The 12331-nt window shown below is 39.8% G+C and carries 10 protein-coding genes and 2 pseudogenes; 8 read left to right on the top strand and 4 right to left on the bottom strand.

The genetic code is table 11. The features are described 5' to 3' along the window. Positions 1 to 252 precede the first annotated feature (252 nt). The 3 genes and pseudogenes from FTU98_RS11800 to FTU98_RS11810 all read left to right on the top strand — a co-directional run. Positions 253 to 1152 (top strand): annotated as a pseudogene (locus FTU98_RS11800) (molybdopterin-dependent oxidoreductase); the annotation flags it as partial. Positions 1153 to 1154: 2 nt separating this feature from the next. Then, positions 1155 to 1379, top strand: a complete 225-nt coding sequence (locus FTU98_RS11805) for a molybdopterin dinucleotide binding domain-containing protein (protein ID WP_180051458.1) — start codon at positions 1155 to 1157, stop codon at positions 1377 to 1379. Further along, positions 1361 to 1612 (top strand): annotated as a pseudogene (locus FTU98_RS11810) (integrase core domain-containing protein); the annotation flags it as partial. The gene FTU98_RS11805 and the pseudogene FTU98_RS11810, both read left to right, overlap by 19 nt. 47 nt (positions 1613 to 1659) lie before the next feature. On the opposite strand, the gene cynS reads toward FTU98_RS11810, so the two are convergent. Next, positions 1660 to 2109, bottom strand: a complete 450-nt coding sequence (cynS, locus tag FTU98_RS11815) for a cyanase (RefSeq protein WP_096902358.1) — start codon at positions 2107 to 2109, stop codon at positions 1660 to 1662. A gap of 283 nt (positions 2110 to 2392) precedes the next feature. Between cynS and FTU98_RS11820 the strand changes: the two genes are divergently transcribed. Beyond that, positions 2393 to 3202, top strand: coding sequence for a formate/nitrite transporter family protein (locus FTU98_RS11820; protein WP_180051459.1), 810 nt, complete (start codon positions 2393 to 2395; stop codon positions 3200 to 3202). A gap of 66 nt (positions 3203 to 3268) precedes the next feature. Then, the gene (locus FTU98_RS11825) at positions 3269 to 4993 is read left to right on the top strand and encodes a bifunctional protein-serine/threonine kinase/phosphatase (RefSeq protein WP_180051460.1); all 1725 of its coding nucleotides are present in this window, start codon (positions 3269 to 3271) and stop codon (positions 4991 to 4993) included. Positions 4994 to 5123: 130 nt separating this feature from the next. Here FTU98_RS11825 and FTU98_RS11830 read toward each other — a convergent pair whose 3' ends face one another. Further along, positions 5124 to 6056, bottom strand: coding sequence for an IS5 family transposase (locus FTU98_RS11830; RefSeq protein WP_180051461.1), 933 nt, complete (start codon positions 6054 to 6056; stop codon positions 5124 to 5126). A 282-nt stretch (positions 6057 to 6338) separates the two neighbouring features. On the opposite strand from FTU98_RS11830, the gene FTU98_RS11835 reads away from it, so the two are divergent. Then, complete coding sequence (locus FTU98_RS11835; protein WP_104851951.1) at positions 6339 to 7514, top strand: Fic family protein; 1176 nt, start codon at positions 6339 to 6341, stop codon at positions 7512 to 7514. Between the two features lie 150 nt (positions 7515 to 7664). On the opposite strand, the gene FTU98_RS11840 is transcribed toward FTU98_RS11835, so the two are convergent. Together FTU98_RS11840 and lipA are read right to left on the bottom strand one after the other, a co-directional pair. Further along, on the bottom strand, positions 7665 to 8756 hold the full coding sequence (locus FTU98_RS11840) for a transcriptional regulator (RefSeq protein ID WP_180051462.1): 1092 nt from the start codon (positions 8754 to 8756) through the stop codon (positions 7665 to 7667). A 259-nt stretch (positions 8757 to 9015) separates the two neighbouring features. Beyond that, a complete protein-coding gene (gene lipA / locus FTU98_RS11845) occupies positions 9016 to 9990 on the bottom strand; it encodes a lipoyl synthase (RefSeq protein WP_180051463.1) in 975 nt (324 codons plus the stop codon). Between the two features lie 342 nt (positions 9991 to 10332). Here lipA and FTU98_RS11850 point away from each other — a divergent pair, with 342 nt between their 5' ends. Both FTU98_RS11850 and FTU98_RS11855 read left to right on the top strand, forming a co-directional pair. Continuing rightward, positions 10333 to 11295, top strand: a complete 963-nt coding sequence (locus FTU98_RS11850) for a thiamine pyrophosphate-dependent dehydrogenase E1 component subunit alpha (protein ID WP_016167939.1) — start codon at positions 10333 to 10335, stop codon at positions 11293 to 11295. Between the two features lie 15 nt (positions 11296 to 11310). Beyond that, positions 11311 to 12330 carry an alpha-ketoacid dehydrogenase subunit beta gene (locus FTU98_RS11855; protein WP_180051464.1) on the top strand — a complete coding sequence of 340 codons (1020 nt, stop codon included), beginning with the start codon at positions 11311 to 11313 and terminating at the stop codon, positions 12328 to 12330. The last annotated feature ends 1 nt before the right edge of the window (position 12331 follow it).

The raw sequence follows: 12331 nt of genomic DNA on the forward strand, positions 1-12331 counted from the left end.
TCATATTGAGTTGAACAAGGTTGTTGTAACGTTTGACAAGGCGCTGATCTAAGCGAGAGATGTTAAAATTAAAGAGCATGCTCTTCAATTTAACGCAAAACATGGAAATTGTGTAGATACCTATGCTAAAGGAGGGTTGGGGAGAATTAAAGCATTTGAGACATAGAAAAAATTTAAATCAAACCTGTAAAAGCTAGATATCAGAGATTTGGTGAAACAAGTGAATTTGGATGATTAAGGAGCACAGCAGCAATGAATAGTATTCCGGTTATGGAACTACATAGCTCTACTGAATCCCAAATAAAAACTACTCAGACGACCTGTCCTTATTGTGGGGTAGGCTGTGGCGTCATTGCGCACGTAAGCCAAACCCCGACGGGTGAAAAGGTTGAGATTGAAGGCGATGTTCAGCATCCGGCGAACTTGGGCAAGTTGTGTATTAAAGGCAGTCATCTTGCCGATACACTTAGCCTAAAAACCCGGCTTCTGCATCCGATGACAGGTCGAAATGAACAGCGGCAAATAAGTACTTGGGATCATACCATTTCAAGTATTGCCAATAAATTTCAGCAATGTATTGATCAGTATGGGCGCGACAGCATCGCCTTTTATGTCTCCGGCCAGCTTTTGACTGAAGACTATTATGTGGTGAACAAATTTGTAAAAGGTTATCTCGGTACTGCCAATATTGATACCAATTCAAGGCTGTGTATGTCATCTGCTGCTGTGGCAGCACATACCAGCTACACAGACTTTGAGCAGACAGAAATGGTGGTTCTGGTGGGTTCCAATACGGCCTGGTGCCATCTGGTGCTTTATCAGCGCATCATGAAAGCCAAAGAAGAGCGGGATTTATTTGTAGTGGTGATTAATCCACGCTTTACTGCAACCTGTGAAGCGGCAGATTTACACTTACCCATTTTACCAGGTCAGGATGTCGCGCTGTTTAATGGCTTGTTGCAATATCTTCAGCAAAATGGCTATACCGATCTGGATTTTATTACCCAACATACTCAAGGTCTGGAGCAGGCACTTGCCAGCAGCTCGACAGAGTCATCGATTGAAAGCGTGGCTCAACGAACCGGGATTACTATTGAAAAATTAACCTTATTTTTTCAGAAATTTGCCCAGACCGAAAAAATCATGAGCCTGCTATGAGCTGCACTGGATTATCTGCCCATCTCAGTACACATCGTGCCGAACCGTATTGTGAAATTCATTCGAATGATGCATTGAAATACGGGATTCAGGATGGTGAGCTGGTCGAAGTTCGTTCTGAATGGGGACAATGTAATGGCCAGCACAACGTATCAACTTCTGAAGCCTTGTTGCTTTGTGAAAGGTGGCATTACGCCATTATGGGGTATGTCCTTCTATGACAGATGGCGCACTTGCGAAACAGTGTTTCTCATACCAAAATGCATTAGCAGAGCGGATTAATGGAATATTAAAGCAGGAGTTTTTAACTACACGATGTCAAACCATGAAGGAGTTAGATCACTTAATTGCGGAATCTATCATGATTTATAATTGCTATAGACCACATTTAAGTTTAAATATGAACACCCCGAATCAGACGTATGAGCAAACTAAAACTGAGCTAATTGCTTAACTCGGTTTGAAGTGGAATACTGTCAATCTATTTCAGGACAAGACAAATTAATAGGTTTTATAAGGTAAAAACTTGCCAGACAATACGACATTTACCCGGTCACCATTCGGATTTTCTTCGCGTTGGATATCCATACTAAAATCAATAGCACTCATGATCCCATCTCCGAATTCTTCATGAATCAGTTCTTTAATGGTCGAACCATAAACACTCACTACTTCATACCAGCGATAAATTAAGGGATCAGTAGGCACGCTGGTCGGCAATGAACCTTTGTATGGCACGATTTGTAGCCATGCAACAGCTTCATTACTTAAGCCAAAAATCTGACCGATTTTTTCTGCCTGCTCTTTATTAAAAGCCATCTGACCTAAACATGCAGCGGTTACCCATTCTTTAGAAAGTTCTATTTCTTTGGCGACATCTGACCATTTAATTGATTTTAAAACTTTCGCTGAAATGATCATGTCAGTTACTTGTTGACGATGGGTAATCATAATCCTCTCCAAATGATTCTTAAACAAATTGTTATGCGGAGTAGATGATGCAGATATCATGCCAATCATCATTTTAAAATTTATGCTCAATAAGACAGTGAATAATTAAAAGATTAATAATTTTTTATGGCATAGCTTTTGCTTGTACTTTGAGATATATGGCAATGACGCCATTCACCTTTAACTGTTCAAGCATTTAAGGCAACGGCGCCTAAGGTCTTCATTGATCTTAGGCGTCTTTTTTTTAAAAACAGGTTTGTATATTGAAAAAGAGGACGACAACATGGCATATCTTGCTCCTGCAGAGTTTGCAAAAAAAGTGGTAGATGCGGGTGAATCCAAATTACATATGGCAACCCGTGATGTATTGATTCGTGCCTTTATGGCAGGGGCCATTCTGGCCTTGGCAGCGGTATTTGCCATTACCATAGCCGTGCAAACAGGATCACCATTGATTGGTGCGCTCCTGTTTCCAGTTGGTTTTTGTATGTTGTATTTATTGGGCTATGACCTATTAACTGGGGTGTTTGTACTTACGCCGCTGGCATGGCTAGATAAACGCCCAGGGGTGACATGGGGACGTATTCTAAAAAACTGGGGCTTGGTGTTTGTAGGGAACTTTACAGGCTGTTTAGTCGTTGCGGTGCTCATGGCAGCGGTTTATACCATGGGTTTTGCAGCGGATCCAAACCCTGTCGGCGTAAAAATTGCGCATATTGGCGAGGAGCGGACATTAGGTTATGCCGAATACGGATTCGCCGGCTGGATGACTATTTTTATCCGTGGCATGCTGTGTAACTGGATGGTGTCATTAGGTGTCATTGGCGCGATGATGTCTACTACGGTGAGTGGCAAATTTATTGCCATGTGGATGCCAATTATGCTGTTCTTTGCCATGGGCTTTGAGCACTCTGTCGTGAACATGTTCCTGTTCCCATTTGCCATGATGATGGGCGGTGACTTCTCGATTGCTGACTACTTCCTATGGAATGAACTGCCGGTTGCTTTAGGTAATCTGGTGGGCGGTTTGGCATTAACAGGTCTGGCACTTTATACCACCCATGTCCGTACTGGCGATAAAAAAGAATTCTAATCTGAGCATGATGATTTATGTCTTGAGATTAAAGGGATCAATTCGATCCCTTTTTGAGTATTTAAAATGAATAAAAAATTAAAGATCAGCATCGGGCAATATTCTTCCGCTGGAATCAAAGCACAGAATCAGGATTTCCATGGGGTCTATATTCCTGAAGGCCACGCGCTTAGCAGTAAGGGCATTGCCTGTGCAATTGCAGACGGGATCAGTAGCAGCAATGTCAGCCATATTGCAGCAGAAACTGCAGTCAGCAGTTTTTTATCGGATTATTATTCTACTTCAGATGCCTGGAGTACACAGACTTCAGCAGAACGAGTGATCCGCGCGACCAATTCATGGCTTTATGCACAGACTCAACAAAGTCAAGGACGTTTTGATAAAGACCGAGGGTATGTCTGTACCTTATCTGCACTGATTTTAAAACAGCAACAAGCCCATGTTTTTCATGTTGGTGATAGTCGTATTTACCGCATTCGCGATCATGAAATTGAATTACTAACCCATGATCATCGTGTCTGGTTGTCTTCCAAAGAGCATTATCTTAGTCGAGCCTTAGGTGCGGATTATCGTATTGAAATTGATTATCGAAATATTGAACTCAAAGAAAAAGATATTTTTTTACTAATGACCGATGGGGTCTATGAATTTGTCACAGATCAACAATTATTAGATTTAACTTTAATAGATGCAGATTTAAATCAACTTGCCAAAGGATTAGTTGAAAAAGCTTTAGAACAGGGCAGTGATGATAACTTAAGTTTCCAGGTGATCCGTGTAGAACAGTTGCCTGAACTGAATCAGTTTCATATTCAGCAGGATTATGTATTTCCACAACAGCTCAGTAAAGGTGAAGTTTTTGAAGGCTATGTGATTGATAAGATTTTGCACCAAAATCATCGCAGTTGCCTGTATTTGGCACACGATACTCAGCAGCAGCCTTTGGTTATAAAAACTTTGGGGGTAGATTTACAGCAAGATAAGTATGCCGTAGAGCAATTTCAACTCGAAGATTGGGTATCAAAACGTCTGAAGCATGACAACCTGATGCAGTGTTATCCACATAACACTGAGAAAAAATATTTATTCCAATGTTATGAATATTTACAGGGTGAAACTTTGGCTCAATGGCTGCATCGCCAGGAAAAGCCTTTAAATCTCGATGAGATTTTACCAATTTTGCAACAAACAGCTTTGGCTTTAAATGCAATGCACCGGCTGGAGATGCTGCATCAGGATATACGGCCAAAAAACATCATTGTTTTAAATACAGAAAGTGCCATGAAAATTAAACTGATTGATTATGGTTCAACAGCAGTAAGAGGCCTGGTCGAAATTAATCCTAAAAATGCGAATCGACCACTCGGAACCTTAGCATTTATGGCACCGGAGTATTTTATTGATCATTCGCCATCTGTACATTCAGACCAATTTTCTTTGGCGGTAATGGCCTATTATTTACTGACCAAACAATTACCTTATGGGACAGATTTAGCTCGCTGTAACAGTTTAAAGCAGCTTAAAAAAGTTCAATACTATTCCATCAGGAAATATCGGCCTGATTTACCTATATGGTTAGATAAAATTTTAGGCCAAGCGCTGAGTATTGAACCGACACATCGTTTTGAGGCCTTATCTGAACTCATTCATAATCTAATGCATCCTTCCAAAGAATTATTAAGCTCTAAACCACCAGCAATCATTGAACGAGATCCTTTGCGTTTTTGGCAAATTAGTTGCACCGTATTAGGGCTATTATTTTTACTGAGTATTGCATGGCCATTTATTTGAAAAGAGAGAATCAAACCATGCTTAAAATTGAAGGTACATAGATAAGTTTTTATTCAAACTAGACTATGAGATTGACTGGGCTTTGTTGCATAAACATTCAAAAGCTGAGTTTTCCCCAATCCATTCAAATTCAAGAGACAACTTGGGTGTGAGGTCTACCTAATTCCGTAAATCTATTCAGAACTGCCACACGCGCATGAATTTCATTGACCTGACTTTGAAAATGTCTTGCCGTCAGCTTATCTCCTAATAATTTGATGCAATGCATCTTGGTTTCCACCAAACTACGACGGTGATAACCCGACCATTTTTTCCATAGGGTTCTGCCTAAATGTTTAACCGTTTGAAGTAACTCATTTCGTTCTATTGAACTTATTTTAGAATCTTTCCAGGGCTTGGCATTCTTTCTGGGTGGAATTACTGCATGTGTTTGACGATCTGAAATCACTTGTCTGCAGCACTTCGTGTCGTACGCGCCATCGGTATAGACAGAATCTATTCGCTCATCTAGTGGAATTTGATCCAGTAAATCACCTAGTACTTGTGAATCACTGACATTATTTGTCGTAAGCTGAACGGCACGTATTTGCAGTGTTTCAACATCTATACCAATATGCAGTTTACGCCATTGCCGACGGTATTCAGGCTGATGTTTTTTACGCTTCCATTCGCCTTCACCTAAAAATTTTAAACCCGCAGAGTCGACGAGTAGGTGTAACCCATCACGACTTTTCTGATAGCTTATCGCAATATCAATATGCTTTTGTCGTCTACAAAGGGTGGAGTAATCTGGCGCTGTCCAATTCAAGCCACAGAGTTTAATCAGGCTTTGAACAAAGCCAGTAACCATACGTAAAGAAAGACGGAATAGAGATTTGATCATTAAACAGCATTGAATCGCTGTATCGGAATAAGTTTGATTTCGTCCGTGCTTGCCTTGTGGTTGTGCATACCATTGCGTCTTAGGATCAAACCAGATTGAAATATTTCCTCGCTTGATTAAAGCTTGGTTATACGAGGACCAATTGGTTGTACGATAGATTTTAGGTGTAGGCTTCTTCATTTGAAAATTATATCGCTGAAAAAGCCTTTACACATAGGTTTGTGCAACAAAGCCTGATCGCATTAAAAAATTAACAGAACCAACCTAATGGCTAAAAGAAGTAAATGAGCCGAATAACCTGTATATTTGGCTCACTATATGAGCTGTTTAAGCCAATTATTCGGCTCACAATCTAGGTTTTATTAGGTCAATCGTCATAAATGAGCTGAATAACTGAATTAATAGCTCACTAAATGAGCCGAATAGGTGTTACAATCGGCTCATGCAGTAGGGGGAATGCTTATGAAAAAATGGGTATGGCAAAAAGCAAACTGGACTAAATTTAAATGGGATGAAGCACTTGTCACAGTAAAATTACGTTTAATTCATAAGAAGATAGGTCAATTAGTCGGAGAGAGCAAAGTATCACCAGAAGCTGAGGCATTACCATTAGATACACTGCTCACAAATCTAGTCGCATCCTCACTCATTGAAGATGAGAAGTTGAATGTTCGTTCACTCAAATCCTCATTAGCTCGGCGTTTAGGGGTAACAGAAGAAAATCCTGCACCCATTCAAGATAAAAATGAAGGTTTAGCCAATATCATGATGGATGCAGTGAGCAATCATAATGCGCCATTAACAATGGAGCGCTTATTACAATGGCATAACTGGCTTTTTCAAACTATAGAACGCTTTGATTATGCTGCGCAAAAAATCAAAGTAGGAGAAATTCGTGATAACGAGGCACCAATGCAGGTTGTTGGTGGTTCTCTTTATGGTACTACTACCAAGGTTTACTTTGAAGCACCTGAGGGTGGAGAGCATTTACAGGGACTAATGAATGAATTTATAGAATGGTTCAATAGTTCTAGAGAAGATGTAATGCTTGATCCGTTATTGCGAGCTGCACTTGCTCATTTTTGGTTTGTGACATTACATCCATTTGAAGATGGTAATGGTCGTATTACGCGTGTTATTACAGATTTAGCATTAGCTCAAATGGATCACCAAAGTATCCGTTTATATGCTATGTCCGTGGCCATTCATGAAAATCGTAGTAGTTATTATGAGGTCCTTGAGAAATGCCAGAATGATACTTATACAATCAATGAGTGGTTGGTCTGGTTTTTAAACACCTTAGAAAAAAGTATCGATAGGTCTTTACTACGACTTGATCGAACGATCACTAAAGCGAAATTTTGGAGCACTTATTCTCATATCGAATTCAATGAAGCCCAGAATAAAGTTTTAAATCGTTTACTCAATGGCGAAGAGAATGATTTCCCTCTCGGAATTAATGCTTCACAGTATCAAAAGCTCACTGGAGTAAGTAAGGCTACAGCAACACGTCACCTAACCGAGCTTTTGGAAAACGATGTGCTGTATAAACTGGAAGGTGGTGGGCGTAATACCCGCTACGTGCTGAAAATTGATAAAGAAAAGTTTACTCAAAAAGAGGTGGTCTCACTTGTTTGAACAACTAAAAGCTTATTTATAAGCTTTATAAGCGATATTCTGTATTAGTTCAGACTTGATCGTACATTCTCATTAAAGGAGTATGAAAATCAAGCTTCCTTTTCAATCTGTTTCACAATAAAACTTTAGAATTGAAGCAACAGATCAAATCTAAATCAGATTTGAAAAATAATTACGGTGGATACTGTCCTGTGGTAATAACTCTAATAAACGCTGTACAGCATCAATTCGGTCATGTGTCTGCCCAATAATTCTTAATAACTGATCGATATCCTTTATTTGATAGATCAACTGGCTCAAACGGGCATCAAAACAATGTCTCCAAGTGCTGAGTAAAGGGCTTTCTGATTTAGAGAGAAAGCTACCTTTATATAGTGAGAATGTACTGGAAATAAGATTTGCATTTAATGATTGTTCAGCACGTAAAAAATCACATTGGACTTCACAGCTAAGCCTATAAATGCGAGCTTCAATTGAATGAGGTAATAGGCTACGAAGTTGTGAAAGCTCAGCCTTTAGGGTTTTTAGGCTGACACTACGCTCACCATAAAGGGCATAGTGTAACTCTTCTAAGCCAATTCCATGGGGATTCAAAGCTAAAATGCAAAGTATTTCAATTTGACGGTGACTCAAGTTTAATGTTTGCCCATTAAATTGAACCCAAGGTGAACCTAGCGCTTTAATGTACAAAAAATTTTGCTGCTCAAATTTTATGGCACGCTGTATTAAGTCTGCACAGCGTTCCACAGCAAGAATGCCTAGAGGGGTATGTTTTTTATATTTTGTGGAAAGATTGATAATGCCATGAAATTGTCCCGATGTTGGGTCCCAAATCGGTGCTGCATAACAGACCCAATCACGAACGCTGTCCATTTGGTTTTCATGAGAATAGACGCAACTTGATATTTGGCTGTTTAACACCATACCAATCGCATTGGTTCCAACTGCCTGTGTAGACCAATGTCCGCCCTCAATAAAATGAACTTGTTCAGCAGAAGAAAGCATCGCTGAACTACTCCATGTCCACAAGAGAGTCCCGTGATGATCTGTAAGACCAATCGCCATATCTGAATCATTTGCTATTTTGAGTAAATCTGCATAATTATGCTGAATAGAACGGCGGAATAAAGACGTTTTATCTTCTTGAGGCAATGCTAAAACAGGGGCAGCATGTACAGTAGTTTGATTAATTAAATGGGTTGTTTGCAGCTTTTTTGCAGGTGCTGTATTGAACAGGTTCATATCATATTCCTTTATGATGAGACTGTAATATTTTAAAACTTTAGAAATAAGCTTCCAAATTTATAGTGATTTACGTCATTTCTTCTTGCTTCGATTTTAAATGCTTTTATCTTTGCTTGATTAAATCATATCTTTTGGCTTTACCAGTCCTTGAGTTACTTTAAAAGGGTTCTTATGGGCTGAAAATGACTATTTCCATCTGAAATGTTAATAAACGTAACCGTCATATTTATCAATGAAGCATGTAAATAATGAAAAGTCATTCACGTATATATGGGGCAGGTACAGACTCTCCATAATACTGACGGTCTGCAAAATAACTTGATCGTACTAATGGCGCACTCCAAATATTTTTAAACGCTAAGCGCTCTCCATGTGTTTGATAATGCTTAAACTCTTGCAACGTAACAAAACGATGAATTGGCGCATGAGACTTAGATGGCTGTAAGTATTGACCGATTGTGACATAGTCAACGTGGTAATCTTTCAAATCATTTAATAAGACAATAATCTCAGCCTCGACTTCTCCTAAACCGACCATCAAACCGCATTTGGTTGGAATATCGGGACAGTAGTGTTTAAATTTCTTGAGTAAATCCAATGAATGCTGATAGTTAGAGCCTGGTCGCATGGCTTTATACAGACGTGGCACGGTTTCAATATTATGATTAAAAACATCAGGTGGGTTTTGGCTCAGAATCTTCAGGGCAATATCTGCACGACCACGAAAATCAGGAACCAAAATTTCTATCAGAGTCTCTGGACTGGTTTGACGAATTTCTCGAATGCAATCTGCAAAATGCTGTGCACCACCATCTTTTAAGTCGTCTCGATCAACAGAAGTAATCACGACATACTTTAAGTTTAGATTCTTGACTGTTTCAGCCAGATGCTTTGGCTCATTAGGATCTAGGATATTAGGACGACCATGTGCGACATCACAGAATGGGCAGCGTCGAGTACAAATATCTCCCATGATCATAAACGTTGCAGTCCCTCCGCTAAAGCATTGTGGCAAATTGGGGCAGGCCGCTTCTTCACAAACCGTATGTAGTTCCTGTTGTCGTAATAAATCCTTAATGATTTGAACTTCCTCAGGTTGACTAATTTTAGTCCGAATCCATTCTGGCTTTTTCGGTGTCGTTTCCGTTGGAACAACTTTAATTGGAATACGCGCCATTTTTTCAGCGCCACGTAGCTTCTTTCCAGTTAATACTGTGTTATTTAAATCCATTACAAACACTCCATCATTTAAAATAATTAATATATACCCTGATATTAAATAAACTGATTTAAATGAATTAATAATATTAAAACAGGGCAAAAAACTTATCATATAAAACAAAGGTTGGTTAAAGGTTTGTTTTTGTATGTGATTGAACTATTGTAAAATTTTACAAAAATTTTTAATTTCATAACCTTCTGTTTTTAATATTTATCTCATCTTTTTATGGATTATATTTTTTTAGTCTAATATGAAATTAAGTAAAAATATTCTTATATAAATATACGATTTAAAAATCCAATTATTCAATTTTGGATTTTCTTTTAAGCATATTAAATAAGGAACAAAGATATGCAATTAACGGAAGAGCAATTGCTAGCAGCATACAAAAGAATGCGCGACATTCGTGAATTTGAGGATCGACTTCACGATGAAAACAATACAGGTGATATTCCTGGTTTCATCCATCTCTATAGCGGTGAGGAAGCTGTTGCAGTAGGGATTTGTGAAAATTTAACAGATAAGGACTTCATTACATCAACACACCGTGGGCATGGACATTGTATTGCTAAGGGCTGTGACATTCACGCCATGATGCTTGAAATTTTTGGCAAAGATGATGGTTTGTGTCGTGGTAAAGGTGGCTCAATGCACATTGCGGATTTAGATAAAGGCATGCTCGGTGCAAACGGTATTGTAGGTGGTGGTCCACCTTTGGCTATTGGGGCAGCTTTAAGTGCTAAAACACTCAAAAATGGTGGGATTGGTCTTTCTTTTACCGGTGATGGTGGTTCAAATCAGGGCTTAACTTTTGAAGCAATGAATATGGCTGTGGTGTTGAAGCTCCCTGTGATTTTTGTTTTTGAAAATAACGGTTTTGGTGAAGGTACTGCACATGATTATGCCGTAGGCAGTAAAGACATTGCAGGCCGAGCAGCAGGTTTTGGCTTACCCGCTGAAAAAGTAGATGGAACAGACTTTTTTGCTGTGTATGAAGTTGCACAAAAAGCCATTGAACGTGCCCGCCGTGGTGAAGGTCCGAGTGTGATTGAAACAGTAACCAACCGTTTTTATGGACATTTTGAAGGTGATCCGGGACTTATTCGTTCCAAAGAAGAACTGGATTATGTCAAAGAACATAAAGACCCATTGAAGATATTCCGTGAAAAAGTCAAAGGCAAAATTGACGAAGCCAAACTCGATGCGATTGACGCCCAGTCTAAAGCCAATGTAGACGATGCCGTTGCAAAAGCACGCGCAGCTAAGTACCCAGAAGTCTCTCAGTTACTTACTGATGTTTACGTCTCTTACTAAAGGAATAGTAGAAAAATGCCAAATAAAAGTTATCGAAATGCGATTAAAGAAGCAATTGAATTAGAAATGCGCCGAGACCCAAGTGTTATTGTGGTTGGTGAAGATGTTCGTGGTGGGCATGGTGGCAAAAATACCGATGATAATAAGCTGGAAGGTTTTGGCGGAGTACTTGGTGTAACCAAAGGCCTATGGACTGAATTTGGCTCTGAACGAGTCATTGATACTCCAATTACAGAATCTGCGATTATTGGTATGGCGGCAGGTGCTGCTGCTACAGGTTTAAGACCTGTGGCAGATTTAATGTTTATGGATTTTTATGGTGTGTGTTATGACATGTTGTATAACCAAGCGGCGAAATTCCGCTACATGTTTGGTGGCAAAGCCAAAGCGCCACTCGTTGTACGAGGCATGATCGGTGCAGGTTTTTCCGCAGCAGCGCAGCATTCTCAGTCGCCATATAACGTGTTTGCCTCAGTGCCAGGCTTAAAAGTGGTGGTGCCTTCAAGTGCCTATGATGTAAAAGGGTTGTTGATTCAAGCCATTCGAGATGACGACCCAGTAGTCTTTTGTGAACACAAGTTGTTGTACGACATTAAGGGCGAAGTGCCAGATGAGTCCTACACTATTCCTTTTGGTGTCGCAAATTACACCCGTGAAGGCACAGATATCACCATTATTGCCTTAAGTTTGATGGTGCATCGTGCCAATGAAGTCGCTGATAAGCTCGCAAAAGAAGGCATTTCGGTTGAAGTGGTTGACCCTAGAACCATTTCACCATTAGATGAAGATGGCATTTTAGAGTCAGTAGCTTCAACAGGCCGTGTGGTGATTGTAGATGAATCAGCAGCACGTTGTGGTTTCGGACATGATGTGGCTGCGCTTATTGCGCAGAAAGGCTTTCATTATCTTAAAGCACCAATCGAATTAGTCACTCCACCACACTCACCCGTACCATTTTCACCAGTACTAGAAAAAGAATGGCTACCTAGTGCAGAACGCATCGAACAGGCTGTACGCAAGACGTTGGAGGCTTAGG

The sequence above is a fragment of the Acinetobacter sp. YH12211 genome, from assembly GCF_013418015.1.
GTDB classification, from domain to species: Bacteria; Pseudomonadota; Gammaproteobacteria; order Pseudomonadales; family Moraxellaceae; genus Acinetobacter; species Acinetobacter towneri.